Source organism: Azospira sp. I09 (assembly GCF_009177135.1).
GTDB classification, from domain to species: domain Bacteria; phylum Pseudomonadota; class Gammaproteobacteria; order Burkholderiales; family Rhodocyclaceae; genus Azospira; species Azospira oryzae.
Window position 1 is genome coordinate 2610021 of record NZ_AP021844.1, and the last position, 26257, is coordinate 2636277.

At 66.2% G+C, this 26257-nt stretch carries 31 protein-coding genes; 20 read left to right on the plus strand and 11 right to left on the minus strand.

Going from position 1 to position 26257, the window contains the following annotated elements; all coding sequences use genetic code 11:
- Positions 1 to 51: 51 nt before the first annotated feature.
- From mnmG to AZSP09_RS12220, 13 genes are all read left to right on the plus strand, one after another.
- Positions 52 to 1926 carry a tRNA uridine-5-carboxymethylaminomethyl(34) synthesis enzyme MnmG gene (gene mnmG / locus AZSP09_RS12160; protein WP_152090193.1) on the plus strand — a complete coding sequence of 625 codons (1875 nt, stop codon included), beginning with the start codon at positions 52 to 54 and terminating at the stop codon, positions 1924 to 1926.
- Positions 1923 to 2564: a 16S rRNA (guanine(527)-N(7))-methyltransferase RsmG gene (gene rsmG / locus AZSP09_RS12165; protein ID WP_152090194.1), complete on the plus strand. Its 642-nt coding sequence runs from the start codon at positions 1923 to 1925 to the stop codon at positions 2562 to 2564. Before mnmG ends, rsmG begins: the two co-directional genes overlap by 4 nt.
- Before the next feature lie 4 nt (positions 2565 to 2568).
- The gene (locus tag AZSP09_RS12170) at positions 2569 to 3351 is read left to right on the plus strand and encodes a ParA family protein (RefSeq protein ID WP_014235955.1); all 783 of its coding nucleotides are present in this window, start codon (positions 2569 to 2571) and stop codon (positions 3349 to 3351) included.
- A complete protein-coding gene (locus AZSP09_RS12175) occupies positions 3348 to 4181 on the plus strand; it encodes a ParB/RepB/Spo0J family partition protein (RefSeq protein ID WP_014235956.1) in 834 nt (277 codons plus the stop codon). Before AZSP09_RS12170 ends, AZSP09_RS12175 begins: the two co-directional genes overlap by 4 nt.
- A 280-nt stretch (positions 4182 to 4461) precedes the next feature.
- On the plus strand, positions 4462 to 4803 hold the full coding sequence (locus AZSP09_RS12180) for an ATP synthase subunit I (RefSeq protein ID WP_043797713.1): 342 nt from the start codon (positions 4462 to 4464) through the stop codon (positions 4801 to 4803).
- 1 nt (position 4804) lies between these two features.
- On the plus strand, positions 4805 to 5680 hold the full coding sequence (atpB, locus tag AZSP09_RS12185; protein ID WP_152090195.1) for a F0F1 ATP synthase subunit A: 876 nt from the start codon (positions 4805 to 4807) through the stop codon (positions 5678 to 5680).
- A 63-nt stretch (positions 5681 to 5743) separates the two neighbouring features.
- A complete protein-coding gene (gene atpE, locus AZSP09_RS12190; protein WP_014235959.1) occupies positions 5744 to 5992 on the plus strand; it encodes a F0F1 ATP synthase subunit C in 249 nt (82 codons plus the stop codon).
- 38 nt (positions 5993 to 6030) lie between these two features.
- On the plus strand, positions 6031 to 6501 hold the full coding sequence (locus AZSP09_RS12195; RefSeq protein WP_014235960.1) for a F0F1 ATP synthase subunit B: 471 nt from the start codon (positions 6031 to 6033) through the stop codon (positions 6499 to 6501).
- A 5-nt stretch (positions 6502 to 6506) separates the two neighbouring features.
- Positions 6507 to 7046, plus strand: a complete 540-nt coding sequence (locus tag AZSP09_RS12200) for a F0F1 ATP synthase subunit delta (protein WP_014235961.1) — start codon at positions 6507 to 6509, stop codon at positions 7044 to 7046.
- Between the two features lie 9 nt (positions 7047 to 7055).
- Positions 7056 to 8594, plus strand: a complete 1539-nt coding sequence (atpA, locus tag AZSP09_RS12205; protein ID WP_014235962.1) for a F0F1 ATP synthase subunit alpha — start codon at positions 7056 to 7058, stop codon at positions 8592 to 8594.
- 18 nt (positions 8595 to 8612) lie between these two features.
- Positions 8613 to 9476, plus strand: a complete 864-nt coding sequence (atpG, locus tag AZSP09_RS12210; RefSeq protein WP_014235963.1) for a F0F1 ATP synthase subunit gamma — start codon at positions 8613 to 8615, stop codon at positions 9474 to 9476.
- A gap of 28 nt (positions 9477 to 9504) precedes the next feature.
- The gene (atpD, locus tag AZSP09_RS12215) at positions 9505 to 10908 is read left to right on the plus strand and encodes a F0F1 ATP synthase subunit beta (RefSeq protein ID WP_014235964.1); all 1404 of its coding nucleotides are present in this window, start codon (positions 9505 to 9507) and stop codon (positions 10906 to 10908) included.
- A gap of 57 nt (positions 10909 to 10965) precedes the next feature.
- Positions 10966 to 11388 (plus strand): F0F1 ATP synthase subunit epsilon, encoded by a 423-nt coding sequence (locus tag AZSP09_RS12220; RefSeq protein WP_014235965.1) that lies wholly within the window; start codon positions 10966 to 10968, stop codon positions 11386 to 11388.
- A gap of 83 nt (positions 11389 to 11471) precedes the next feature.
- Here the strand turns inward: AZSP09_RS12220 and AZSP09_RS12225 are convergent, their stop codons facing one another.
- Genes AZSP09_RS12225 through AZSP09_RS12240 form a run of 4 tightly spaced genes read right to left on the minus strand, consistent with a single transcriptional unit; the run spans position 11472 to position 14198 of the window.
- Positions 11472 to 12047 carry a ubiquinone biosynthesis accessory factor UbiJ gene (locus AZSP09_RS12225; protein WP_152090196.1) on the minus strand — a complete coding sequence of 192 codons (576 nt, stop codon included), beginning with the start codon at positions 12045 to 12047 and terminating at the stop codon, positions 11472 to 11474.
- A gap of 5 nt (positions 12048 to 12052) precedes the next feature.
- A complete protein-coding gene (locus AZSP09_RS12230) occupies positions 12053 to 12964 on the minus strand; it encodes a Tim44 domain-containing protein (protein WP_152090197.1) in 912 nt (303 codons plus the stop codon).
- Positions 12965 to 12997: 33 nt separating this feature from the next.
- A complete protein-coding gene (gene ubiE / locus AZSP09_RS12235; protein WP_014235968.1) occupies positions 12998 to 13732 on the minus strand; it encodes a bifunctional demethylmenaquinone methyltransferase/2-methoxy-6-polyprenyl-1,4-benzoquinol methylase UbiE in 735 nt (244 codons plus the stop codon).
- 40 nt (positions 13733 to 13772) lie between these two features.
- Positions 13773 to 14198 carry a gamma-butyrobetaine hydroxylase-like domain-containing protein gene (locus tag AZSP09_RS12240; protein ID WP_152090198.1) on the minus strand — a complete coding sequence of 142 codons (426 nt, stop codon included), beginning with the start codon at positions 14196 to 14198 and terminating at the stop codon, positions 13773 to 13775.
- A 154-nt stretch (positions 14199 to 14352) separates the two neighbouring features.
- On the opposite strand from AZSP09_RS12240, the gene phoB reads away from it, so the two are divergent.
- Together phoB and phoR are read left to right on the plus strand one after the other, a co-directional pair.
- The gene (gene phoB / locus AZSP09_RS12245; protein WP_014235970.1) at positions 14353 to 15045 is read left to right on the plus strand and encodes a phosphate regulon transcriptional regulator PhoB; all 693 of its coding nucleotides are present in this window, start codon (positions 14353 to 14355) and stop codon (positions 15043 to 15045) included.
- Positions 15046 to 15085: 40 nt separating this feature from the next.
- Positions 15086 to 16387 carry a phosphate regulon sensor histidine kinase PhoR gene (gene phoR, locus AZSP09_RS12250; protein ID WP_152090199.1) on the plus strand — a complete coding sequence of 434 codons (1302 nt, stop codon included), beginning with the start codon at positions 15086 to 15088 and terminating at the stop codon, positions 16385 to 16387.
- 16 nt (positions 16388 to 16403) lie between these two features.
- Here the strand turns inward: phoR and AZSP09_RS12255 are convergent, their stop codons facing one another.
- Both AZSP09_RS12255 and AZSP09_RS12260 read right to left on the minus strand, forming a co-directional pair.
- Positions 16404 to 18017 (minus strand): hypothetical protein, encoded by a 1614-nt coding sequence (locus tag AZSP09_RS12255; RefSeq protein ID WP_152090200.1) that lies wholly within the window; start codon positions 18015 to 18017, stop codon positions 16404 to 16406.
- A 269-nt stretch (positions 18018 to 18286) separates the two neighbouring features.
- Entirely contained in the window at positions 18287 to 19882 is a 1596-nt protein-coding gene (locus tag AZSP09_RS12260; RefSeq protein ID WP_014235973.1) for a hypothetical protein, read from the minus strand.
- Positions 19883 to 20058: 176 nt separating this feature from the next.
- On the opposite strand from AZSP09_RS12260, the gene AZSP09_RS12265 reads away from it, so the two are divergent.
- Complete coding sequence (locus AZSP09_RS12265; RefSeq protein WP_014235974.1) at positions 20059 to 21435, plus strand: deoxyguanosinetriphosphate triphosphohydrolase; 1377 nt, start codon at positions 20059 to 20061, stop codon at positions 21433 to 21435.
- Here AZSP09_RS12265 and AZSP09_RS12270 read toward each other — a convergent pair.
- The 5 genes from AZSP09_RS12270 to AZSP09_RS12290 form a co-directional block, all read right to left on the minus strand.
- The gene (locus AZSP09_RS12270) at positions 21428 to 21763 is read right to left on the minus strand and encodes a hypothetical protein (RefSeq protein WP_152090201.1); all 336 of its coding nucleotides are present in this window, start codon (positions 21761 to 21763) and stop codon (positions 21428 to 21430) included. The genes AZSP09_RS12265 and AZSP09_RS12270 overlap by 8 nt on opposite strands.
- Positions 21764 to 21766: 3 nt before the next feature.
- Positions 21767 to 22075 (minus strand): YqjK-like family protein, encoded by a 309-nt coding sequence (locus AZSP09_RS12275; RefSeq protein ID WP_014235976.1) that lies wholly within the window; start codon positions 22073 to 22075, stop codon positions 21767 to 21769.
- Positions 22072 to 22479 (minus strand): phage holin family protein, encoded by a 408-nt coding sequence (locus AZSP09_RS12280; RefSeq protein WP_014235977.1) that lies wholly within the window; start codon positions 22477 to 22479, stop codon positions 22072 to 22074. Before AZSP09_RS12280 ends, AZSP09_RS12275 begins: the two co-directional genes overlap by 4 nt.
- A gap of 111 nt (positions 22480 to 22590) precedes the next feature.
- Entirely contained in the window at positions 22591 to 22911 is a 321-nt protein-coding gene (locus AZSP09_RS12285) for a DUF883 family protein (protein ID WP_014235978.1), read from the minus strand.
- A 137-nt stretch (positions 22912 to 23048) separates the two neighbouring features.
- Positions 23049 to 23834: an exodeoxyribonuclease III gene (locus AZSP09_RS12290; RefSeq protein ID WP_152090202.1), complete on the minus strand. Its 786-nt coding sequence runs from the start codon at positions 23832 to 23834 to the stop codon at positions 23049 to 23051.
- Positions 23835 to 23889: 55 nt separating this feature from the next.
- Here AZSP09_RS12290 and pyrE point away from each other — a divergent pair, with 55 nt between their 5' ends.
- Genes pyrE through AZSP09_RS12310 form a run of 4 tightly spaced genes read left to right on the plus strand, consistent with a single transcriptional unit; the run spans position 23890 to position 26257 of the window.
- Positions 23890 to 24534, plus strand: a complete 645-nt coding sequence (gene pyrE, locus AZSP09_RS12295) for an orotate phosphoribosyltransferase (protein WP_014235980.1) — start codon at positions 23890 to 23892, stop codon at positions 24532 to 24534.
- Positions 24515 to 25231: a hypothetical protein gene (locus tag AZSP09_RS12300; protein ID WP_014235981.1), complete on the plus strand. Its 717-nt coding sequence runs from the start codon at positions 24515 to 24517 to the stop codon at positions 25229 to 25231. Before pyrE ends, AZSP09_RS12300 begins: the two co-directional genes overlap by 20 nt.
- Positions 25215 to 25958 (plus strand): AzlC family ABC transporter permease, encoded by a 744-nt coding sequence (locus AZSP09_RS12305; protein ID WP_152090203.1) that lies wholly within the window; start codon positions 25215 to 25217, stop codon positions 25956 to 25958. The genes AZSP09_RS12300 and AZSP09_RS12305 overlap by 17 nt, the downstream gene beginning before the upstream one ends.
- Entirely contained in the window at positions 25955 to 26257 is a 303-nt protein-coding gene (locus AZSP09_RS12310) for an AzlD domain-containing protein (RefSeq protein WP_152090204.1), read from the plus strand. The genes AZSP09_RS12305 and AZSP09_RS12310 overlap by 4 nt, the downstream gene beginning before the upstream one ends.

Here is a 26257-nt window from a genome sequence, read left to right on the forward strand (position 1 = left end):
CCCGAGTGCCCGTGGGATTTGCCTGCGGGCCTTTTGCGTAAACGAGTCCCCATGCTGTTTCCCACCCGGTTCGATGTCATTGTCGTCGGCGGCGGTCACGCCGGCACCGAGGCTGCCCTGGCGGCGGCCCGGGCCGGAGCGCGCACCCTGCTCCTGACCCACAACCTGGAAACCCTGGGGGCCATGAGCTGCAATCCCTCCATCGGCGGCATCGGCAAGGGCCACCTGGTGAAGGAGGTGGATGCCCTGGGCGGCGCCATGGCGGCGGCCACCGACGAGGGCGGCATCCAGTTCCGCATCCTCAACGCCTCCAAGGGCCCGGCGGTGCGCGCCACCCGCGCCCAGGCCGACCGGGTGCTGTACAAGCAGGCCATCCGCACCCGCCTGGAGAACCAGCCCAACCTGACCCTCTTCGCCCAGGCCTGCGACGACCTGATCGTCGAAGGCGACCGGGTGGTGGGGGCCGTGACCCAGCTGGGGGTGCGCTTCGAAGCCCGGGCGGTGGTGCTGACCGCCGGCACCTTCTTGAACGGCCTGATCCACGTCGGCCTGCAGAACTACACCGGGGGCCGCATGGGCGACCCTCCCAGCGTCTCCCTGGCGGCCCGCCTGAAGGAACTGGCCCTGCCCCAGGGGCGCCTGAAGACCGGCACGCCGCCGCGCCTGGACGGCAAGAGCATCGACTTCTCGGTGATGGAGCCCCAGTACTCGGATGATCCCCTGCCGGTGTTCTCCTTCCTCGGCAACGCGGCCCAGCACCCGAAGCAGCTGCCCTGCTGGATCACCGACACCAACAGCCGCACCCACGACATCATCCGCGCCAACCTGGACCGCTCCCCCATGTACACCGGGGTGATCGAGGGCGTCGGGCCCCGCTACTGCCCCTCCATCGAGGACAAGATCCACCGCTTCGCCGACAAGGACAGCCACCACGTCTTCCTCGAGCCGGAGGGCCTGGATACCCACGAGATTTACCCCAACGGCATCTCCACCAGCCTGCCCTTCGACGTGCAGTTGCAGATCGTGCGCTCCATCCGCGGCATGGAGAACTGCCACATCCTGCGCCCCGGCTACGCCATCGAGTACGACTACTACGATCCCCGGGGGCTGAAGTCCTCCCTGGAGAGCAAGGCCATCAACGGCCTTTTCTTCGCCGGCCAGATCAACGGCACCACCGGCTACGAGGAAGCGGCGGCCCAGGGCCTGCTGGCGGGCGTCAACGCCGCCCTGCAGGTGCAGGAGAAGGAAGCCTGGTGCCCGCGCCGGGACGAGGCCTACCTGGGCGTCCTGGTGGACGACCTGATCACCCGGGGCGTCTCCGAGCCCTACCGCATGTTCACCAGCCGGGCCGAGTACCGCCTGCAGCTGCGGGAAGACAATGCCGACCTGCGCCTCACCGAGAAGGGCCGGGAACTGGGCCTGGTGGACGACGCCCGCTGGGATGCCTTCTGCCGCAAGCGGGATGCCATCGCCGCCGAAGCCGAGCGCCTGAAGAGCACCTGGGTGCGCCCCCAGACCCTGCCGGAAGCCGATGCGGTGCGGGTTCTGGGCAAGGCCATCGACCACGAATACAACCTCTTCGAGCTGCTGCGCCGGCCGGACGTGAGCTACGCCGACCTGCTGACCCTGCCCGGTGCCGGCGAGTCCCTGGCCGATGCCCGGGCGGTGGAGCAGCTGGAAATCCAGGCCAAGTACCAGGGCTACATCGACCGCCAGCGGGAGGAGGTGGCCAAGGCCGCCGACTACGAGAACCTGGCGATCCCCGCCGACCTGGACTATGCCCAGGTGCACGGTCTCTCCAACGAGGTGCGCCAGCGCCTGGCACGGCAGCGGCCCGAGACCATCGGCCAGGCTTCCCGGCTGCAGGGCATCACCCCGGCGGCCATCTCCCTGCTGCTGATCCACTTGAAGCGGAGCGCCCGATGAGCGGCTCCAGTCAGGCCCAGCAACTGGCCCAGGGCCTCGATGCCCTCGGAATACCCCTGGACGGCGCCGCACAGGGTAAACTGCTCGCCTACCTGGCCCTGCTCGCCAAGTGGAACAAGGTCTATGCCCTGACCGCCCTGCGCGACCAGGACAAGGCGGTGAGCCACCACCTGCTGGATTCCCTGGCCATCCTGCCCTTTGTGGACGCCCTGGCGCCCGCCAATGTGCTGGACGTGGGCAGCGGCGGCGGCCAGCCCGGCATTCCCCTGGCCATTGCCCGGCCAAGTCTGGCGGTGACCCTGCTGGACAGCAATTCCAAGAAGGTGGCCTTCTTGAAGCAGGCCGCCATGGAACTGCCCCTGCCGGGGCTCTCCGCCCAGTGCCTGCGGGTGGAGGCCTGGCAACCGGAACAGAAGTTTGCGGCCATCACCTCCCGGGCCTTTGCCGAGGTGGCCGATTTCGTCAGTCTCACCCGTCACCTGCTGGCGCCCGGTGGGCGCTGGCTGGCGATGAAGGGGATCTATCCCCAGGAAGAGCTCTCCCGCCTGCCGGCGGGGATTGTCGTCGAGGCGGTACACCCGCTGGCCGTGCCCGGAGTCGAGGGGGCGCGCCATCTGGTGGTTCTGAGAGAGGAATGAAGGCGTGAAGATCCTGGCCATTACCAACCAGAAGGGGGGGGTCGGCAAGACCACCACCAGCGTCAACCTGGCCGCCTGCCTGGCGACCCTGGGGCAGCGCGTCCTGCTCATCGACCTGGACCCCCAGGGCAATGCCACCACCGGCTGCGGCATCTTCAAGAAGGAAGCCCTGCCTTCCGTCTATCAGATCCTGCTGGGGGCGGCGACCCTGGAGCAGGCCACCATCAAGACCGAATTCGGCTTCGACGTCATTCCCGCCAACCGGGAACTGGCCGGGGCCGAAGTGGAACTGATCGACGTGGGCCAGCGGGAGCGCCGCCTCAAGGAGGCCCTGGACGGCCAGGCCTACGACTTCGTCCTGATCGACTGCCCGCCCGCCCTCAACCTGCTGACGGTGAATGCCCTGGCGGCGGCCCAGGCGGTGATGATCCCCATGCAGTGCGAGTACTACGCCCTGGAAGGCCTCACCGATCTGGTCACCACCCTGCGCAAGGTGCGGGCCAATCTCAATCCCGCCCTGGAAATCGAAGGCCTGCTGCGCACCATGTACAACTCCCAGTCCACCCTCAATCAACAGGTTTCCGCCGAACTGGAGAGCCACTTCTCCGGCAAGGTGTACCGCACCGTCATCCCGCGCAACGTGCGTCTGGCCGAGGCCCCGTCCTACGGCAAGCCGGTGATCGCCTTCGACAAGACCTCCAAGGGCGCCCTGTCCTACCTGGCCCTGGCCGAGGAGATGCTGGAGCGCATCGGTGGCGCTCCGCGGCAGCAAGAGGTGGCGGCATGAAGATGAAGGGACTGGGCCGGGGCCTGGACGCCCTGCTGGCCGGCGACGCCGCCGACGCCAAGAAGGACCAGCAGCGGACGCTGCCCATCGATGCCCTGAAGCCGGGCAAGTACCAGCCGCGGACCCGCATGGACGAAGGTTCCCTCAAGGAGCTGGCGGCCTCCATCCAGGCCCAGGGCATCATGCAGCCCATCCTGGTGCGGCCGATCAACGGCGGCTACGAAATCATCGCCGGCGAACGCCGCTGGCGTGCCTGCCGCATGGCGGGCATGACCGAAGTGCCGACCCTGGTGCGGGAAATCCCCGATGAAGCCGCGGCCGCCATGTCCCTCATTGAGAACATCCAGCGGGAAAACCTCAATCCCCTGGAAGAAGCCATGGGCCTGCAGCGCCTGGTGGACGAGTTCGAGATGACCCACCAGCAGGCCGCCGATGCGGTTGGCCGCTCCCGTCCCGCCGCTTCCAACCTGCTGCGTCTGCTGCAGCTGGCGGCGCCGGTCCAGGAACTGCTGCTGGAAGGCAAGCTGGACATGGGTCACGCCCGGGCCCTGCTCTCCCTGGAAGGGGCGGAGCAGATACAGGTGGGCAACCGGGTGGCCCACAAGGGCCTTTCCGTGCGGGAAACGGAGCGCCTGGTGCAGGCCCTGCTGAATCCGCCGAAAAAGGTCGAGAAGGCCAAGGACCGGGATCTGCTGCGACTGGAGGAAGAACTGTCGGACCTGCTGGGAGCCAAGGTGACGGTGGCGGCCAACAGGAAGGGCGCCGGCAAGATGGCCATCGAATTCTCCAGCCTGGACCAGCTCGACGAACTGCTGGCCCGTTTCCGCTGAGTCCGGCTGCAAACGGCGACTGTGGCGGACGAGGACTGCGGTAAACCCGTAGGAGTCAGGGCTGACAAGGCCTGAAACCATTTGTCCTGCCATGGCCATGTCATCCCAAAGGCGCGAATGGCGCCCTGAGACTGGCAAACCCCTTATTTTGTTCCGGCGTTTCCATTGACTAAATAAGGGATAACTCTTATATTATTTATCTTTGTGTGCGGCGGCTGGCGACGTTGGTTCGGGTTTTGAACCGCTCCCTCCAGTTTGGAAAAACCGCGGAAAATCAATCATGTTCCGGGCAATCATTTTCCAAATCTGGGCGGTAGTAATCACGGCTGGCCTGCTTGGCATGTTCGTCGGAGGGCACGGTGCGGCCTCTGCGGCGGTGGGTGGTGGCGCTTGCCTGCTCCCCAACGCCCTGTTCGCCCTGCGCCTGGCTGTAGCGGCGCGGCGCCCGGGTGGTCCCGGCGTAGCGGGCTTCTTCCTCGGCGAATTCGTCAAGGTTGCCGCCACCATCGGAATTCTGGCTGTTGCTGCCAAGGTTTATCCCGAGATGCATTGGCCCTCCATGCTGCTCGGTCTGGTAGTGACGCTGCAGGCGAGTTTTTTGGCTTTTTGGAAGAAATCCTGAAATGGAAAACGCTCACGAGGCAGTCGCGGAACACGCCGCCAACGCCCCCACCGCTGGCGAGTACATCGTCCACCACCTGACCCACTTCAATTCCACCGGTCACGCCCAGTCCGCCGTTATTGACTTCTCCGTCATCAACGTCGACACCGTGGTTTTCTCCATTCTTATGGGGGTCCTCGGTCTGTTCGTCATGTGGCGTGTCGCCAAGAGCGTTACCTCCGGCGTTCCCGGTCGCATGCAGGCCGCCGTGGAAATCGTCCTGGAAATGGTGAACAACCAGGCCAAGGGCATCGTGCATAGCGAAGAGTCCCGCAAGTTCGTGGCTCCCCTGGCTCTGACCGTGTTCATCTGGATCTTCCTGATGAACTCCATGGACTTCCTGCCCGTCGATCTGCTGCCAAGCCTCTGGCAAGCCGCTTCCGGCGACCACCACGCCTTCCTGCGCGTGGTTCCCACCGCCGACCTGAACGGCACCCTGGGCATGTCCATCGGCGTGCTGCTGGTCTGCATCTGGTACAACATCAAGATCAAGGGTCTGGGTGGCTGGGTGCACGAGCTCTTCACCGCTCCCTTCGGCAGCCATCCCCTGCTCTACCCGATCAACTTCGCCATGCAGATGATCGAGTTCCTGGCCAAGACCGTGTCCCACGGCATGCGGTTGTTCGGCAACATGTACGCCGGCGAACTGGTGTTCATGCTGATCGCCCTGATGGGTGCTGCCTGGGCCGGTACCGCCACCGGTGCGTTCCTCTGGATCGGCGGCGTCATCGCCGGTTCCGTGTGGGCCATCTTCCATATCCTGATCGTTGCCCTGCAGGCCTTCATCTTCATGATGCTGACCCTGGTGTACATCGGTCAGGCCCACGAGAGCCACTAATCTCGTAACGGTTTCCCGTTTTACCTTTTCAACTTACTACCTCTACTTTTGCAAGGAGCAAACATGGAACACATCCTCGGTTTCGTCGCACTGGCCGCCGGTCTGATCATCGGTCTGGGTGCTATTGGCGCCTGTATCGGTATCGGCATCATGGGCTCCAAGTACCTGGAAGCCTCCGCTCGCCAGCCCGAACTGATGAACGAACTGCAAACCAAGATGTTCCTGCTGGCCGGTCTGATCGACGCCGCCTTCCTGATTGGCGTTGGTATCGCCATGATGTTCGCCTTCGCCAACCCGTTCGTTCTCAAGTAATTCGCGCCTCGAACAACTTTTTTTAAAGGGTTAGAGCCGTGAATCTGAACGCAACTCTGGTCGCCCAGCTCGTTGTGTTCTTCATTTTGGCGTGGTTCACGATGAAATTCGTGTGGCCGCCCATCGTGAAGGCGCTCGACGAGCGAGCGAAAAAAATCTCTGACGGTCTTGCTGCCGCCGATCGTGGCAAGCACGACCTCGAGCTCGCGACCAAGCGCTCGGCGGAAGCCCTGCGCGAAGGCAAGGAAAAGGCCTCCGAACTGATCGCCGGCGCTGACAAGCGCGCCGCCCAGATCATCGACGAAGCCAAGTCCCAGGCGAAGGTTGAAGCTGACCGTATCGTCGCCGCTGCCAAGGCCGAGATCGAACAGGAAGTGGTGCGTGCCAAGGAAGGTTTGCGTGAGCGCGTGGCTGAGCTGGCCGTTGTCGGTGCAGAGAAGATCCTGCGCCGCGAAATCGACGCCAAGGCCCACGCTGACATCCTGAGCACGATCAAACAGGATCTGTAACGCTTATGGCTGAATCCGTCACCATCGCTCGTCCCTACGCGGAAGCAGTTTTCCGCCTGGCGCGCGACGGAAAGGCCCTGGCTCAGTGGTCGGACACCCTGAAGCTGCTGGCTGTCATTGCACAGGACCCCGAAATGGTCCAGTGCATTGGCAACCCGAAGCTTTCGGCCGATCAGCTGACCCAGCTTTTCGTCTCGCTCAGCGGCGAGGCTGCCAAGAATGCCGACGTGACCGGTTTTATCCGGGTTCTCGCGGCAAACGAGCGCCTCTCCCTGCTGCCGCAAGTCCAGGAAATCTACGAGCAGCTCAAGAGTGCCGAAGAGGGCATCAAGGAAGCCGTTGTTTACAGCGCCTTCCCCCTCGATGACGCGCAAGTGAAAAATCTGTTGGGCCAACTTGAAACCCATTTCAGCTCCAAGCTCCAGCCCCGCGTGGTGGTGGATGCAGCGCTGATCGGTGGTATCAAAGTGGCGGTGGGTGACCAGGTCCTCGACGCTTCCGTACGCGGCAAGCTCGAAGCGATGGCTACGGCGCTCAAGAACTAGGAGAAATTCATGCAGTTGAATCCGTCCGAGATCAGCGAACTGATCAAGAGCAAGATTCAAAACCTGCAGGTGGGCGCCGAGACCCGCACGCAGGGTACCGTTGTCTCGGTGACCGACGGCATCTGCCGCGTTCACGGCCTGCAGGATGTAATGCAAGGCGAAATGCTGGAATTCCCCGGCAACACCTTCGGTATGGCCCTGAACCTGGAGCGTGACTCCGTGGGCGCCGTGGTGCTGGGTGAATACGAGCACATTTCCGAAGGTGACACCGTCAAGTGCACCGGTCGCATTCTGGAAGTGCCCGTTGGTCCCGAGCTGATCGGCCGCGTGGTTAACGCCCTGGGCCAGCCTATCGACGGCAAGGGCCCCCTGGGCAACAAGCTGACCGACAAGATCGAGAAGGTCGCCCCCGGCGTGATCTGGCGGAAGTCCGTGTCCCAGCCCGTGCAGTCCGGTATCAAGGCTATCGATTCCATGGTTCCCGTCGGCCGCGGCCAGCGCGAACTGATCATCGGTGACCGTCAGACCGGTAAGACCGCTGTGGCCGTTGATGCGATCATCGCCCAGAAGGGTCAGAACATGAAGTGTATCTACGTGGCGGTGGGCCAGAAGGCTTCCACCATCGCCAACGTGGTACGCAAGCTGGAAGAACACGGCGCCATGGAATACACCATCGTGGTGGCCGCTTCCGCTTCTGACTCCGCTGCACTGCAGTTCATCGCTCCCTACGCCGGCTGCACCATGGGCGAATACTTCCGCGACCGCGGTGAAGACGCCCTGATCATTTATGACGATCTGACCAAGCAAGCCTGGGCCTATCGCCAGATCTCCCTGCTGCTGCGTCGTCCTCCCGGCCGTGAAGCTTACCCCGGTGACGTGTTCTACCTGCACTCCCGTCTGCTGGAACGCGCAGCCCGCGTTTCCGAAGAATGGGTGGAAAAGCTGACCAACGGCGAAGTCAAGGGCAAGACCGGTTCTCTGACCGCTCTCCCCGTGATCGAAACCCAGGCTGGTGACGTGTCCGCCTTCGTGCCGACCAACGTGATCTCCATTACCGACGGTCAGATCTTCCTGGAAACCGACCTGTTCAACGCCGGTGTCCGTCCCGCTATCAACGCCGGTATCTCCGTGTCCCGCGTCGGTGGTGCTGCCCAGACCAAGCTGATCAAGAAGCTGTCCGGCGGTATCCGTACCGACCTGGCCCAGTATCGCGAACTGGCCGCTTTCGCCCAGTTTGCTTCCGATCTGGACGAAGCTACCCGCAAGCAGCTGGAGCGTGGCCGCCGTACCGTGGAAGTGCTGAAGCAGGGCCAATACACCCCGCTGAGCATTGCCGACCAGGCCGTGACTCTGTACGCCATCACCAAGGGCTACGCTGATGACATCGACGTGAAGCGCGTTCTCGAATTCGAGAAGGGCCTGCACGGCTACGTTCGTCAAAAGTACGCCGATCTGGTGACCAAGATGGAAACGTCCAAGGACCTGGATGCTGACGGCGAAAAGCAACTCGTCGAAGCGATCAAGGAATTCAAGGCCGCTTGGGTTTAATCCGTCCAGGAGAGCGTAATGGCTAGCGGCAAGGAAATCCGCAACAAGATCAAGAGCGTGGAAAACACGCGCAAGATCACCAAGGCCATGGAGATGGTGGCCGCGTCGAAGATGCGCAAGGCGCAGGAACGTATGCGTCAGGCGCGTCCTTATGGCGAGAAGATCCGCCGCGTGGCCGCCCACCTCTCTCATGCGCTGACCGAGTACAAGCATCCGTTCCTGGTGAAGCGTGATCCGATCAAGAAGGCCGGCATCATCGTCGTGACCTCCGACAAGGGCCTGTGCGGCGCGTTGAACTCCAACGTGCTGCGCAACGTTCTGAACCAGATGAAGGACCTGGAAAGCCAGGGCATCGCCATCCAGGCGACCGCCATCGGCAACAAGGGTCTGGGCTTCCTGCAGCGTTCCGGCGCCAGCGTCGTTTCCCAGGTCACCGGCCTGGGCGATACGCCCCACCTGGAACGCCTGATCGGGCCCGTCAAGGTTCAGCTCGATGCCTACATCAACGGTGAGATCGACCAGTTGTTCATCGCCTACACCCGCTTCGTGAACACCATGAAGCAGGAGCCGGTTATCGAGCAGCTGCTGCCCCTGTCCGGTGAGGTCGTGGGCTCCGAGTCCGCCCGTTGGGACTACGTCTACGAGCCCGACGCCAAGTCCGTGATCGACGACCTGCTGGTCCGCTATGTCGAAGCGCTGATCTATCAGTCAGTGGCTGAAAGCATGGCTTCCGAGCAGAGCGCCCGGATGGTGGCCATGAAGTCGGCTTCCGACAACGCCAAGAATGTGATCGGCGAACTGAAACTGGTCTACAACAAGACCCGTCAGGCAGCGATTACCAAGGAATTGTCCGAAATCGTCAGCGGCGCAGCGGCGGTCTAACTGGTTTCTATAGTTTGAGGGATTCAAAATGAGTCAAGGTATGATCGTTCAGTGCATCGGCGCTGTGGTGGACATCCAGTTCCCCCGCGAAGCCATGCCCAAGGTCTATGACGCCCTGATGCTCGATGTGGCCGAAGAGCACGCCAACATCGAAAAGGGTCTGACCTTCGAAGTTCAGCAACAGCTGGGTGACGGCATTGTCCGTACCATCGCCCTGGGTTCTTCCGACGGCCTGCGCCGCGGTATGAAAGTCAACAACACCGGCAAGCCCATTTCCGTGCCCGTGGGCCACGGTACCCTGGGTCGCATCATGGACGTGTTGGGCCGCCCCATCGACGAAGCCGGCCCCATCGCTTCCGACGAAACGCGCGCCATTCACCAGAAGGCTCCCGCTTTCGACGAGCTGTCCCCCTCCGTGGAACTGCTCGAAACCGGTATCAAGGTGATCGATCTGATCTGCCCGTTCGCCAAGGGCGGCAAGGTGGGTCTGTTCGGTGGCGCCGGCGTGGGCAAGACCGTGAACATGATGGAGCTGATCAACAACATCGCCAAACAGCACTCCGGTCTGTCCGTGTTTGCTGGCGTGGGTGAGCGTACCCGTGAAGGTAACGACTTCTACCACGAGATGAAGGACTCCAACGTGCTGGACAAGGTGGCCATGGTGTTCGGTCAGATGAACGAACCCCCCGGCAACCGTCTGCGCGTGGCGCTGACCGGCCTGACCATGGCCGAGCGTTTCCGTGACGAAGGCCGTGACATCCTGTTCTTCGTGGACAACATCTACCGCTACACCCTGGCCGGTACCGAAGTGTCCGCTCTGCTGGGCCGTATGCCGTCCGCCGTGGGTTACCAGCCCACTCTGGCCGACGAAATGGGCCGCCTGCAGGAACGGATCACCTCCACCAAGGTGGGTTCCATCACCTCCATCCAGGCCGTGTATGTGCCTGCCGATGACTTGACCGACCCGTCCCCCGCCACCACCTTCCTCCACCTGGACTCCACCGTCGTGCTGTCCCGGGACATCGCTGCGCTGGGTATCTACCCCGCCGTGGATCCCCTGGACTCCACCTCCCGCCAGCTGGATCCCCAGATCGTGGGCGAAGAGCACTACAACGTGGCCCGCGGCGTGCAGATGACCCTGCAGCGCTACAAGGAACTGCGCGACATCATCGCCATTCTGGGTATGGACGAACTGGCTCCCGAAGACAAGCTGGCCGTGGCCCGCGCTCGTAAGATCCAGCGCTTCCTGTCCCAGCCCTTCCACGTGGCCGAAGTGTTCACCGGCTCTCCCGGCAAGTACGTGCCGCTGAAGGAAACGATCAAGGGCTTCAAGATGATCGTGGCCGGCGAATGCGACAACCTGCCGGAACAGGCCTTCTACATGGTCGGCTCCATCGAAGAGGCCTTCGAAAAGGCGAAGACCCTCCAGTAATCAACCGGTAAGCCGCATCCCGTCCGGGGTGCGGCCATCCTGAGGGGAACCCCTATCATGGCATTGAGAGTACATGTAGACGTGGTCAGCGCCGAAGAGTCCATCTTCTCCGGCGAAGCTGAATACGTGGTGCTCCCGGGCGAAGCCGGCGAACTCGGCATCTACCCGCGGCACACCCCGCTGCTGACCCGTATCAAGCCCGGTACCGTGCGTATCAAGGTGCCGGATGCCGAGTTCGAGATGATCTACGTCTCCGGCGGCATGCTGGAAGTTCAGCCCACCATCGTGACCGTGCTGGCCGATACCGCTATCCGCGGTGGCGACCTGGACGAGGCGAAGGCGCTGGAAGCCAAGAAGGCAGCGGAAGAAGCCCTGCAGAACCGCTCTGCCGAAATGGACTACGCCAAGGCCGAAGCCGAACTGGCTGAAGCCGTGGCCCAGCTGGCAACCATCGAGCAGCTGAAGAAGCGCAAGCACTAAGCAGCTGATCGTCGCAGCACAAAAAAGGCAGCCTCCGGGCTGCCTTTTCTTTTGTGTGTTTGGGAAGTTCTGGCTGGATTGAGTCAGCCCTGCAGACGCTCCAGGCGGGCGGCCAGGGCATCGGCCTCCGTCGCAGCGGCGGAAACGGCCTGCTGATGGCCCTGCCATTCGCGGCGCTGGATGGGGCCGCCGGCGCCCTGCTCGTGTCTGAAATATTCGCCAAAGTTGGCGTTCAGGCGGCTCCAGGCCTCCTTTTGCCAATTGAAGAGGCTGGCACCCAGTCCCGCCAGGCGCCGGGCCGGAATGTCGCCCAGCAGGCGCGCCAGGTCTTCTTCCGCATCCCAGCGCAGGTTGCGGAAGACAAAGCCCAGGGCTTCGGCGAAATCGGCCGTGCCTTCCAGACGGGCGGCTGCCAAGGCTTCCTGGGGATGGCCGAAGAAGCGCAAAGGGGCATGTTCCGGCAGGCTGATGAGGACGTCGGGAGCAGCCAGGGGGCCGCCGTGCAGGGTGCCGTCCTCGGCCACGGTCAGGTCCAGGCTGAACCAGGGCGGCAGGGAAATCCTGGCGCCGCGGCCGGCGAAGGGCCGCAGGCGCTGGCGCGCCCACGGCTCCCGGCCCAGCAGGTGATTGAGCCCGGCGAGGAAGGGACGGTCCAGCATGGGGTTCAGGACAGTTGCTGAATGCCGGCGACCATCCAGCCCCGGCTGCCGTCGGTGGGTTTGACCAGGTGCCAGACTTCGTCGAAGGGCGCCGGTGCTGCATCCTTCTCTTCCCGCAGCAGGCCGTTGAAACGGACACTGGCGATGTGGCGGCCGGTCTCGCTGACCACCTCCAGCAGGCTGGCGTTGAGCTGCACCACATCGGTCTGCTGGGCCTTGCCGCCCCGCTCGCTCAGTTGCAACTGCACTTCGGCGAACATCTCGGGGGCCAGGAACTCCCGCATGTCGTCCAGGTTGCCCTGGTCGTTGGCGGCCTGGAGGCGGACGAAGTTGAGCTTGGCCACCCGCAGGAAACCTTCGCTGTCGAAATCGGCAGGAATGTTGGCTGCGGCGGCCGGCGCAGCCTCAGCGGCCGGGACGGCTGCGTTGCCGCCACCCACGGGCGTCACTTCCGGCATGGGAGCCATGGAGGGGCCGCCGACGCCGGCATACTGCAGGGGTTCGGAGCGCGGCGCTGCTGCAGCCGGGCGGCGGAAAATGAGACGGAAAACGAACACGGCAGCCATGGCCAGCAGGGCGATCATGAGGAAGTTGGCCATGCCTTCGCCGAAGCCGAAGTGGGAAGCCAGGGCGGCCAGGCCGATACCGGCGGCCAGGCCGGCGATGGGACCGAGCCAGCTGCGCTTGGGCGCAGCCTGGGGCGCCGGCGCACCGGCGGTGGCAGGCTGGGCCTGCTGGGCCGGAGCGGCGTTCTGCTTGGGGGCCGTGGTGCCGCTGGGGGCGGTGTTGTGCTGGGGCGTGACGCTGCGCTGCATGCCGCTGCTGCGGCCGCCGCCGAGGCGGGCGGCATCGGCATCGGGGGCGACCAGGGCCAGGCCCAGAACCAGGGTGCACAGGGCGATCAAGGGCTTCTTCACTGATGTCTCTCCTCGTTGTTGGTATGGGTACGCTTAGTACTTGTAACCGCGGTGCAGGGCGACCACGCCCATGGTCAGGTTGAAGTATTCGACCTTTTCCAGGCCCACCTGTTCCATGATGCCCTTGAGGGTTTCCTGATCCGGATGCACGCGGATGGATTCGGACAGGTAGCGATAGCTGTCCGGGTCCTTGACGATCAGCTGGCCCAGGCGGGGGATGACCTGGAAGGAGTAGAAGTCGTAGAAGGGCGCCAGGGGCTTCCACACCTGGGAGAACTCCAGCACCAGCAGGCGGCCGCCCGGCTTCAGGACCCGGCGCATCTCGGCCAGGGCCTTGTCCTTGTGGGTCATGTTGCGCAGGCCGAAGGCCACGGTGACCACGTCGAAATAGTCGTCGGGGAAGGGCAGCTTCTCCGCATCGCACTGGGCCACGGGGACGACGAAGCCCTTGTCGCAGAGGCGGTCCCGGCCCCGGGTCAGCATGGCGTTGTTGATGTCGGTGAGCCACACCTGGCCGCTCTTGCCGGCCTTCTTGGCAAAGGCCAGGGAGAGGTCGCCGGTGCCGCCGGCCACGTCCAGCACCCGGCTGCCTTCGCGCACGCCGCTCTGGGCGATGGTGAAGGCCTTCCACAGGCGGTGCAGGCCGCCGGACATGAGGTCGTTCATCAGGTCGTAGCGCTGGGCCACGGAAGAGAAGACGTCGGCCACCTTCTGGGCCTTTTCGGCCTCGTCGACCTGTTGATAGCCGAAATGAGTTTTGTCGCCCATGATGGGAATCCGTTTAGCTAAGCGTTGAAATGGGGAAAGGTCAGTGCTTGCCGCAACCGCCCTGGGGGCGGGGCGGCGGCGGGGGCAGGTCGGCCGGGTCCCGGGAGAGGCCGGCGGCGGCGAGCTTTGCCAGGTACTCCTGCCACAGGGCGTCCCGGTTGAGGCCCAGTTCGTAGAGGTAGTCCCAGGAGTAGAGGCCGCTGTCGTGGCCGTCGGAAAAGACCAGCTTGATGGCGTAGTTGCCGACCGGCTCCACGCGCTCGATCTCCACCGCCTGCTTGCCGGCCTGCAGCCGTTCCTGGCCGGGGCCGTGGCCCCGCACCTCGGCGGAGGGGGAGAGCACCCGCAGGAACTCGTAGGCGAGTTCAAAGCGCTGTCCGTCGGCGAAGCTGATTTCCAGCAGTCGGGATTTCTGGTGCAGCTTGATTTCGGTGGGAATGGGAGTTTCCCGATTGAGCCCGGCCATGGCCGCAAATCCTGCAAAAAAGACGCGCTATCATAGCGCAGATGGGGCCTGGCCGGGACGTCGGGCCCGTGCCGGACGATCCGTTCCGGCTGTCATCAATTTGTCACCTGGCTGCAATAGACTTTTCTGCAAAGCTTAACGGACAACCAACCCAATGCCAGCCAACATCCTTGTCGTCGAAGACGAACCCTCGATCCAGGAACTGATCGCCGCCAATCTGCAGCATGCCGGGCACCAGGTGCTGCGGGCCTACGATGCCGAAGAGGCGGAGCGCAAGGTGCGCGAGGTGCTGCCCGACGTGGTCCTGCTGGACTGGATGCTGCCCGGCATGTCCGGTGTGCAGTTCGCCCGCAAGCTGCGGGCCGACGAGCGGACCAAGGACGTGCCCATCATCATGCTCACCGCCCGGGGCGAGGAGCACGACAAGATCGCCGGCCTCGAAGCCGGGGCCGACGACTACGTCACCAAACCCTTCTCCCCCCGGGAGCTGCAGGCCCGCATCAAGGCGGTGCTGCGCCGGCGGGCGCCCCAGATGACCGAGGACCCGGTGGATATCGAAGGCCTGCGCCTGGATCCCATCACCCACCGGGTGCTGGGCAACGGCAGCCCGGTGGACCTGGGGCCGACGGAATTCCGCCTGCTGCACTTCTTCATGACCCACCCGGAGAGGGTCCACAGCCGGGCCCAGCTGCTGGACCAGGTGTGGGGCGATCATGTGTTCGTCGAGGAGCGCACCGTGGATGTGCACATCCGCCGCCTGCGCTCGGCCCTGGAGCCCACCGGCCACGAACGCCTGATCCAGACCGTGCGCGGCAGCGGATACCGCTTCTCCACCCAGGCCGGCTAAACTGCCGCCCTGACCACTTCTTCCTGATCGGTCTGTTCTCATGGTCAAAGCCGTCTGGCTGCGCGCCTTCTTCTTCCTCTTCCTGCTTTGTGCCGTCACCGGTCCCGTCTGGATCTTCGTCGGCCGCCAGCAGGCCTGGGAAACCTTCTGCGGCGGCCTGCTGCTCTACCTGCTGTACCACCTGTGGTTCCTCGCCAAGCTCATGCGCTGGCTGCGCGGGCCCCTGGACGCCCGGGTGCCCGCCGGCTGGGGTATCTGGGAAGTGGCCTTCGCCGGCCTGCACCGCCGGGTGCGCATCCGCCTGGAGCAGCAGCACTCCCTGGCCCGGGCCCTGGAGCGCTTCCGCCTGGCCGGCGAGGCCCTGCCCGACGGGGTGGTGGTCTTCAACCGGCACCGCCAGATCGACGGCCTCAATGCCCAGGCCGCCGCCCACTTCAATCTCAACCCGGCCACCGACCGGGGCCAGCCGGTCACCAACCTGATCCGCCAGCCGGAGATGGTGAGCTACCTCAGCGCCGGCCAGTTCGACGAGCCCCTGCTGCTGCAGAACGACCTGCACAAGGGCCAGACCCTGCAGATCCAGGTGATCCCCTATGGCGACGACCAGAATCTGCTCATCAGCCGGGACATAAGCCAGCTGGAGCGCCTGGAAAACATGCGCCGGGATTTCGTCGCCAACGTCTCCCACGAACTGAAGACGCCCCTGACCGTGGTCAGCGGCTTCGTCGAGATGCTGGTGGATGATTTCGACGCCTATCCCCGGGAAGACGCCCTGCACTACCTGCGCCTGGTGCAGGAGCAGTCGGGACGCATGCAGCACCTGATCGACGACCTGCTGACCCTCTCCGCCCTGGAGACCGGCAGCCTGACCCCCCTGGACGAACGGGTGGAAGTGCCGGCCCTGCTGGCCTCCATCCAGCAGGAAGCCCAGGCCCTCTCCGCCGGGCGGCACCAGATCAGCCTGGTGTGCGACGGCCCTCCGGTGCTGCTGGGCTGTGCCAACGAACTGCGCAGCGCCTTCGGCAACCTAGCGTCCAACGCCGTGCGCTACACGCCGGATGGCGGCAGGGTGGAGCTGATCTGGCAGCGCACCGCCGACGGCGCCGCCTTCACCGTGGCCGACAGCGGCATCGGCATCGCGCCCCAGCACATTCCCCGGCTCACCGAGCGCTTCTACCGGGTGGACCGCAGCCGCTCCCGGGAGACCGGCGGCACCGGCCTCGGCCTGGCCATCGTCAAGCACGTGCTGACACGGCACCAGGGCCGTCTCGAAGTGGAGAGCGAGGCCGGCAAGGGCAGCCGCTTCTCCGCCTGCTTCCCGGCCCTGCGCATTCCCGACTGAGGCGCCGGCAACCGCCCTAGCCGCAGACGCTGAAGCTGACCCGCTCGAAATCGGCGCCGCCTTGCAGCAACTCTTCCAGCTGCACCAGCCAGGTGCCGTCGCTGTGGATTTCCACCTGGCGCCGGGCTCCGTACCAGCCCAGGGGCAGGATCAGGGAAGCCCCTTGTTCCAGGCTTGGCACCGGCGGCAGCAGAAAGGCCCGCACATAGGGCTCCGAGGGCGAATGGTCGGCGCCATGGTGGCGTACCGCCACCGCCTGGGGCAGTCCCGCCAGCAGGCTGATGCCGGCTACCAGTCCGCCGGCCTCGGCGCCGTCCCGCTCCTGCATGACCCAATTGGCCTGGCCGAGCATGAACTGCTCCGCCTCCTCCCCGGCCACCCCCACCAACTGCCCCTGCTGTAGCCGCTGGCCGGCGCCGTCCCGGCGCAGGCGGTAGCCGGCGGCCGACTCGTTGGCCACGCTCCAGGTATCGGCGGCGAAAGCCAGGCGGGCCGAGGCGACCGCCAGGGGCTGGCTCGGGTCCACCTGGTGGCGGAAGATGAAGAGGCTGTCGAACTCCTGGCGGGAATAGACCCGCACATTGTCGGGCTGCACGAACTCCCGGCCGGCGACAAAGTAGTGCAGGGCTTCCCAGCCGACGCAAAGACGCAGCCGGCCCTTGCCCGGGTGGCGCCGGAAGCGGCGCAGGGCGGGGGTCTGGGACCAGGGGCGAAAAAGCAGGGCGAGCAGGTGGACGCACTGGCTGGCGCTGCAGCCTTCGCCCAGGCCGGCGTCCACCGGTGAGAGCCGGGCCTTGAGGCCCTGGTGGGCCTGGCGCAGGCGCAGGGTCAGGCGCGAAGTGTCGAGGCGGCGCAGGGTCGGTGCGTCCGCCGTCGCGTCATGGGGTTGGAGGCCGCCGTCCCGAAGCAGATCAACGACGAAGCGGGGCGCGCCATCGCCCGCTGCCAGGGCGTCGATCCCCACCAGGGGCGCCCACAGCCGGGCCCAGCGCCAGGCCAGTTCCAGCTGGCGCAGGGAAAGGCTGTAGGGGCCGGCCAGTTCCAGCAGCAGGGCGGCGTTGTAGATGGCCGCGCAATGGCCCTGGCCGTGTTCCGGCATCTCGGGATCGGCCACCGGCAGGGTGGCCACGCCCCATTCCTCGGCGCTGCCGAAATAGCCGTGGAGCTCGAGCCACAGGCCCGCTTCCAGCTCGCGCCGGGCCCGGTAGTGCTCGACCATGGGCAGGGCGGTGTAGTGCAGGCAGCGGTGCAGGATCAGGGCCAGCCGCTCCGGCGTGTCCTGGCCTGGCTCCAGCCCCTGGGCGACCCGGGCGTAGGCCTGGGCCATGCGCCGCCAGGCGGCCGTGACCGCGGCGAAGGTCGTTTCTTCCTGGTCCGCCAGGGGCAGGGGGCGGTTGAGGTAGCGTTTGGCCAGCTCCTCCTGGGCGAAGGCGAGGGGCGTGCGGGCCTGCTCCAGGAGCTGCAGGGCGGCCAGGGGCGCCGGCGGGGCAGTCAGCAGGCTGTGCTGGAAGCGGACCAGGCCGTCATGCAGGAGGGACGGGTCTGCCAGGGGCAGCCGCGCCAGGAAGGCCGCCCCGCTTGGCAGATCGGGGAAGGCCAGGGCGACGCCGGCAGCGTTTGGGTTGCCCATGGCCTAGCCCTCCCGTCCGGACCGGCCGACGGTGCCGGCCGGGTGGCTCGTGAGACCCGGGGAGCGGGCGCTGCCGGCGGCGTTGTGGCAGGAGGGGACGGGACCCGGAGGTCGCAGCGTGGACCGGCGGGGACATGCGGGGGCGGTGCGTGGTGCACTGGTGGGGGCTGGCATGGCGGCGCTCTTCCTGGCGATGGTTCCGGGTCCGGCAACGGCCCGGGAATGGCTTGATTCTTGGGCCCCGGCGGGGCGCCGCCCAAGGAACTAAGTCACGCCGCCTCGTTGCTGCCGCAGCTCACCAGGTCGAAGTCGTGGCCGCTGAAGACCACCTTGTCCAGACGGTAGCGGCGGGACTGGCCCTGCTCCAGTTCCACCGGGCGGTTCTTCAGGTACCAGCCCCGGGGCAGCACCAGGTCGGGCAGGGCGCCCGGATCGGCACCGACGGGCTGGATGATGAAGCCGCCGACGCTGGCCTGGAGCGGCAGGTTGGCGCCCAGGGCCGTCACCGCCACCCCCAGGGCCAGGCCCGGCAGGCGCTTGGCCTTGGCCACGACGCCGCCGCTGCCGGTCTGCATCAGGCTGCTGAGGCGGGTCAGCACCAGCTGCCCGTCCTCCCCGGCAATGGCCGCCAGCTGGCCCACTGCGACCCGGGCGCCGCCTTCGGGGCGGTACAGGCGGAAGGCGTGGGCGCTCTGCTCCAGCAGGGTCCAGGTTTCGCCGCTGTAGCGCTGGCTGGCTTCTTCCCTGACGCTGCTGGCGTCGTCCCGGGCGGTGCCGAACACGGCCAGCCGCTCCGCGTCCTGGCGGGAATACTGGTAGGCGGCGGCCGCCGCCTTGGGTCGGTGCATCTCGCGGCCGGTGAGGCGGTAGTGGATGGCCTCGTAGCCGAGCACCACCTCCGCCGTGCCGATGGGCTGGCGCAGGTCGAAGGCCCGGGCGATGGCTTCCTGGGACCAGGGGTATTTGAGGTGGGCCAGCAGGCGCTGGGCGTCGCCGGGGCTGACCTCGTCGCCCAGCTGCAGGTCCGCCGGCGACACCGCCTCGGCCAGGCGCCGCCGCAGCTTGCGCATGTGGCTGGCCAGGTCGGCGGTGACGAGTCGGCGCACCTGGGGGCCGAGGATGGCGGAGGGCAGGGGCTTGGCCACCGGCCGGTCGCTTTCCAGGTCGATGACGAAGGGGGCCGGCTCGCCGGCGTCAATGCTGGCGATCTGCACCAGCTGGGCCAGGGCCCGGGACCAGCGCCACACCACCGGAATGTCGCGGGAACGCAGGGAATAGGGCTTGGAGAGGTCGAACAGCAGCACCGCCGCGTAGCTGCGGGCGCAACTGAGGCTGCGCCCCTTGGGGTCCTGGAACACCAGGTCGGCCACCTGGCGCCGTTCGCTCTCGGCGTAGATGGCGTGGAAGGACTGCCACAGGCCGTCGGGAATCTGGAAGCGGGCCTCCAGGTGTTCGGCCAGGGCCATGCCGCGGCAGAAGAGGGCCCGTTCCAGGACCGCCGCCGTGTCGGCGTCGCTGCCGGCCGGGGGCTCGGCGGCCAGCCAGGCGTCGGCGGCGTCCTGCCACAGCTGCACGGTGCGCTGGAACAGGGCCAGTTCCTGGCCCGCGTAGGGCAGGGGGCGGGACAGGTAGCGGCGGGTGGCTTCGTCCTGAACGAAGGCCAGGGCCTTTTCCGCCTGGGCCAGGACGGGAGCCTGCTCCAGAGGCGGCAGGGGATGCCGGGCCAGGGTGGTGAAGAAGCGGGTCAGGGCTTCATGGGTGCGCACCGGATCGGCCATGGGCAGGCGGCCGAGGAAGGCGGCGGCATCGGCACCGCTGCGCAATTCCAGGGGCTGGGCGGCGGTGAGGGTAGCGGGTTTCATCATGACGCACCTCCGGAGGTGACGTAGCTTTTTTGTTCTTTAAGCTTAGATGAGAATTCAGCCGGAAACGGGGGCGAGGCCGGTCTTATGGGCAGCCATTGTGCCTGCCGGGCCCCGAAACGCCAAGGCGCCACCGTATAATCGGAATCCCTGCTCCCCATCCCCGGCTCACCCATTCCATGAATGACCGTCAACTGGCCAGCCTCTGGCAGCAACGTCTTTCCACCCGCCGCTTCAAGGTCAAGGCCGGCGAGATCATCGAGGCCCGGGCATCCACGGCGGCGGAAGGGGCGGCGGGGCTGCGCACCGAATATCACATCGACCACGACCGGGTGGTCTTCTCCACCGCCTTCCGGCGCCTGGGGCGCAAGACCCAGGTCCATCCCCTGGCCACCCACGACCACACCCACAACCGCCTCACCCACAGCGTCGAAGTGGCCTGCGTCGGCCGCAGCCTGGGCAACCGGGTGGGGGCCATGATGGCCGAGCAGGGCTATCTGCCGGAGGGCATCACCCCCTTCGACCTGGGCATGGTGGTGCAGGTGGCCTGCCTGGCCCACGACATCGGCAATCCCCCCTTCGGCCACACCGGCGAGGATGCCCTGCGGGCCTGGTTCCGCGATGCCCGCAACGCTTCCTTCCTGACCGGCCTGTCCGAGGCCGAGCGCCTCGATGTGCAGACCTTCGAGGGCAACGCCCACGGCTTTCGCATGGTCTCCCGCCTGGAGATGTACGCCAACGAAGGCGGCATGCGCCTCACCGCCGCCGCCCTGGGGGCCATGATCAAGTATCCGTGGACCGTGGCCGCCAGCCCCAAGCCGGGCAAGTTCAATTTCTACCAGTCCGAACTGGCCTATTTCGAGGCCGTGGCCGAGGCCCTGGGACTGCCCCGGAGCGGAGACCGCTGGGGGCGCCATCCCCTGTCCTACCTGATGGAGGCGGCAGACGACGTCTGCTACGCCATCCTGGACCTGGAGGATGCGGTGGAAATGGGCATCCTGGAGGTGGAGGAGTTCGAGCGCCTGATCAATCCCCTGGCCGCCGCCGAGAGCGGCCGGGTGTGGGAGAGCCCCGGTGCCCGCCAGCGTTGCGCCATGCTGCGCGGCGTCGCCGTGGGGCGTTGCGTCAATGCCATCAGCGAAGCCTTCATCAAGAACCTGCGCTCCCTCACCGACGGCACCTTCAGCGAAAGCACCGGCGCCAAGGACCTGCTGGCGGCCTGTCCGGAGGATGTGGACCGGGTCCTCTCCGAGGCCAAGGACCTGGCCCGGCGCCGGGTCTACCGCCACAAGAGCAAGGTCATGACCGAACTGGCGGCCTATCCCTGCCTGGCTTCCATCCTGGATGTGCTGGTGCCGGCGGTGCATGCCCAGGTGACGGGCAGCGGCGAGGTGGACAACCGGCAGAAGACGGCCCTCTCCCTGCTGGAGGTGCCGGTGCGGCGCGAGGCCGGGCTTTACGCTGCCTACATGGAAGTGCTGGACTACGTCGGCGCCATGACCGACAACGCGGCGGCGACCCTGGCCCGGGAAATTTCCGGCGTGGGGATTATCTGAGGGCGTTGCGGCGCAGCCGGCGGCGGTCCAGCCACCAGGCGTAGAAGGGCAGGATCAGGGCCGAGCCCGGCAGCAGCAGGAACAGCAGGTAGGGCGAGAGGCGGGAGAGGCGCCGCAGGTGGCGCAGCAGTTCGGCCTTTTCCTCGGTGGTCCAGTGGCCGCCATTGCGGGTCTTCATCAGCAGGGGCATCAGGCCCCGCATCTGCAGCACTTCCGTAATGACCTGGCGCGACTGCCGCTTCTGGGCGGCGAGAATCTGCCGCAGCAGCGTTTCTTCAGGGACAGGGTCGGCGGCGGCGGTGGCCGCCGTGTTCTCGGGCGGGGCCATGGCTCAGCCCCGGCTGCGTTGGCTGAGGTCGTTCAGGCGCTGCCGCAGGGCAACGTAGGTCTTCCAGCCGAAATAGCCGCGCCGCAGCCAGCGGAAGACCCGCTTTGGCCGCAGGATGAAGCTGAAGGCCAGGCCGGCGCCCACGGTTCCCGGATGTTCCCTGAGCCAGCGCAGTCCCTGGGCCCCCGTGTCGGCGGCTCCCAGGGTGGTGGCCAGGGGCCAGCTGTCCCGGGCCAGGGCTTCGCGCTGGGCCTGGATCTTGGCGGAGAGGCGGCCCCGCTTGTGGGCCAGCTCGAGCAGGCGCTCGTTCATGGCCGGGGCTGTTCCCCGTCGGCCTCGGCCTGGGCGGCGCGCAGGGCTTCCAGATCGGCCTGCAGCTCGCTGATGCTGCTGGCGAAGAGGCCGGAGCGGCGGCGGGAGAGGCGCAGGGCCGTGGCGGTGAGGGCCAGGCCGCCACCGATGAAAATCAGGGAGAAAACGGCAAAGATGACGATGCGGCTTTCCCAGAAGGCGGCAGCCACCAGGGCCACCAGCAGCACCATGCCGATGCACAGGAAGACCAGGGCGGCGACGCTGAACACCAGCAGCTGGGTGAGACGGATCTTTTCCTCTTCCAGCTCGGCACCGAGCAGTTCCAGGCGCGTCTTGCCCGTCGCCACCAGGGTGGCGAGCAGACGTTTCAGGGAAGCAAAGAAGCCCGCGCTTTGATCGGCCATGGGTTTACCGGAGTGGAAGTGGAACGGGATGGAACGGAAAAACAAACCCGGAAGGCGCGCCACGCGTGCCGGAGCACGCGCCGTCCTTCCGGGAGGCGTTACGGCTGCGGCTTAGCGGCGGCCGATGATGACGCCGAGCAGCAGGCCCACGCCGGCGGCGATGCCGACGGCCTTCCAGGGGTTTTCATGGACGAAGTCGTCGGTGGCGCGGGCGGCGGCCTTGGTCTTGTCCACCAGGGCGGCTTCGGCGTCGGCCAGGCGGATCTTGGCGTCCCGCAGGCGGTCCTGGATTTTCTCGCGCAGTTCGGAAACCTTTTCGCCGGCGGAGCTGGCGGTGGCGCGCAGCAGTTCTTCGGCGTCGGCAACCACCACCTTCAGGTCGGTGACCAGCTTTTCCTTGGAGACGGCGGACAGATCGGTATTGGCATTCATGGCGATTCCTCTTCTCGGAGTATGTTGCGGAAATCTTGCAGCGGGGCTCACAGCAGGGCCGTCAGTGCGAGTTGACCAGAGTAACGGGAGTCCGCCCCAAAATCAACGAGCCCATGCAGGCGGCAAATGACAGGGGCCTAGGCGGGGGCGAAGTCGTAGTCCACGATCAGGGGAGCGTGGTCGGAGAAGCGCTGCTCCTTGTAGACAAAGGCCTCCCGGGCGGTGGCGGCGATGCCGGGGGTGGCAATATGGTAATCGATGCGCCAGCCCACGTTCTTGGCCCGGGCCTGGCCCCGGTTGGACCACCAGGTGTAGGCCTCGCCGGTGGCTTCCGGATGCAGGCGGCGGTACACGTCGACCCAGCCCTTGTGCTCGAACAGATCGCCGATCCAGGCCCGCTCTTCGGGCAGGAAGCCGGAATTCTTCAGGTTGCCCTTCCAGTTCTTCAGGTCGATTTCCTGATGGGCGATGTTCCAGTCGCCGCACAGCACCACTTCCCGGCCTTCGGCCTGGAGCGCGGCGAGCACGGGCGCGAATTCGTCCATGAACTGGAACTTCGCTTCCTGCCGTTCCGGCGAGCTGGAGCCGGAGGGCACATACACGGAAATGACCGAGAGATTGCCGAAATCGGCGCGGATGTAGCGGCCTTCGGCGTCGAAGCCGGCATGGCCGATGCCTTCGCTGACCCGGTCCGGCTGCTGGCGGCACCACAGGCCGACACCGCTGTAACCCTTCTTCTCGGCATAGTGGAAATAGCCGGTGAAGCCGGGCGGATTGGACATTTCCGGGGTCAGGTCCGGGGCCTGGGCCTTCAGTTCCTGCAGGCAGACGATGTCGGCGTCCTGGGCGGCCAGCCATTCGGCCAGGCCCTTGTTGAAGGCGGAGCGGATGCCGTTGAGATTGAGGGAGATGATGCGTAACATTGCCTTGTTGCGCCGCGCCAGGCGGCGATCGGAATAATTAGGAAACAGGATCGTTATGGATTTTCGTCAGGAGTTCATCGAGTTCGCCGTGGCCCGCCAGGTGCTGCGTTTCGGCGAGTTCAAGACCAAGGCCGGGCGGCTTTCGCCCTATTTCTTCAACTCCGGCCTGTTCAACGACGGGGACTCTCTCCTGCGGCTGTCCCAATTCTACGCGAAAGCCATCGCCGCCTCCGGCCTTGAGTTCGACCTGCTCTTCGGCCCGGCCTACAAGGGCATTCCCCTGGTGGCCGCGGTGGCCGTGGCCCTCGCCGGCCAGGGCCGCAATCTGCCCTATTCCTTCAACCGCAAGGAAGCCAAGGACCACGGCGAAGGCGGCACCATCGTCGGCGCCCCCCTGCAGGGTCGGGTGCTGATCGTGGACGACGTGATTTCCGCCGGCACTTCCGTGCGCGAATCGGTGGAACTGATCCGTGCCGCCGGGGCCACCCCGGCGGGCGTCGTCATCGCCCTGGACCGCATGGAGCGGGGCACCGGCGAACTTTCCGCGGTGCAGGAAGTGGAGCGGGACTACGGCATTCCGGTGGTGGCCGTGGCCACGCTGGAAGATCTGATGACCTTCCTGGCCAGCCATGGTGAGCTGGCCGCGCATCAGGCGGCGGTTGCCGCCTACAGGAGCCAATATGGGGTATCCCGCGTCTAAGCTGCTTTCCCTGGTCCTGGCCGGGGGCGTGGCGCTGCCGGCTTGGGCGGCCCCCCCCAGGTCCGGTGAAGACCCGAATCGCCTGGTCAAGCTTTATTGCTGCGAGGTGGACGGCCAGAAGACCTGCGGCGACACCCTGCCGCCCCAGTGCCAGAAGCGCGCCTACAAGGAACTCAATTCCCTGGGCGTGGCCCGGGAAGTGGGGCCTCCCCTGACGCCGGAACAGCAGGCGCAGAAGGTCAGGGACGAGCAGCGGCGCAAGGAGGAAGAGGCCGCCCAGAAGGAACAGGCGCGCAAGGATACGGCCCTGCTCAACACCTATAGCAGCGAGAAGGACATTGACCTGATCCGGAGCCGCAATGAGCAGGAAATGCAGGGCCAGATCAAGCAGTCCGAAAACAAGGTGGCCGATGCCCAGAAACACCTGAAGCGGCTGCAGGACGAAATGGAGTTCTACAAGCACCGCCCGGCGCCCTCTGAACTGGGCAAGAACATCCGGGATGCGGAATACGACCTGCGTCTGCAAAAGGAGCTGCTGGAGCGCAAGAATCAGGAGTTGCAGCAGATCCGCAGCAAGTACGACCAGGACAAGCGCCGCTACATCGAACTGACCCGGGCCCGGGCAGCCAATCCTGCCGGCCTGCATCCCGCCCTGGTACACCCCGCACCGCCACCGGCTGTTGAACGCCCCCGCTGAAACTTCCGGCCCGACTGGGGCCGGACTGACGCCCCGGGGGGCTTTCCTCCTGGGATTACGGGCCCTGCTGCCCCTGCTGGTGGGGGTGGCGCCCTTTGGCGTCATTTATGGCGTGGTGGCGCTGCAGTCGGGCATCCCGCCCCTGGCGGCGGTACTCATGTCTTCCGTGGTCTTCGCCGGTTCGGCCCAGTTCCTCCTGGCCCAGCTGATCGGCGTGGGCGCTCCCCTTCTGCTCATGGTCGGCGCCGCCGCGGTGCTCAACCTGCGCCATGCCCTGTACAGCGCCTCGGTGGCGCCCCTGCTGGGACATCTGCCATGGCGCTGGAAGCTGGCCCTGGCCTATCTGCTGACCGACGAGGCCTACGCCGCCGCCATTCCCTACCTGCTCGATCCGGCCCACAAGGCAGTGCGCCACTGGCTGCTGCTGGGCAGCGGCCTGGCCCTGTGGAGCAGCTGGCAACTAGCCACCCTGGCCGGGGTGCTGCTGGGACGGGGGCTGCCGGCGGATCTGCCCCTGGACTTCGCCCTGCCCCTGACCTTCATCGCCATCGTGGTGCCCCTCATCGACAGCCGCAGCCGGCTGGCGGCGGCCCTGGTGGCGGCGGCCGTGGCCGTGGTTGCCGCGGCGCTGCCCTACAAGCTGGGCCTGTTCTGCGCCGCCCTGGCCGGTCTGGCGGCCGGCGTCCTGCTCCTGCCCCGGCGGGGCATAGGGGAGCCGCGGCCATGAACGGCGAGCTGTGGCTGTTGTTCGGGGCGGCGGGGCTGCTGACCTTCCTCATCCGCCTCTCCTTCATTGCCGCCGAGGGGCGTTACCGGGCGCCCGCCTGGTTCGTTGCCGCCCTGCCGTTCGTGCCCATCGCCGCCCTTAGCGCCCTGGTGGCGCCGGAACTGTTCCTGGCGGCCGGGGAATTGCGCCTGGGGCCCCGCTTCTGGGCCGGCCTGGTGGCCATCGCGGTGGCGGCCTGGCGGCGCAATACCCTGCTCACCATCGGCAGCGGCTTCCTGGCCTTGTGGCTGTTCTCCTGA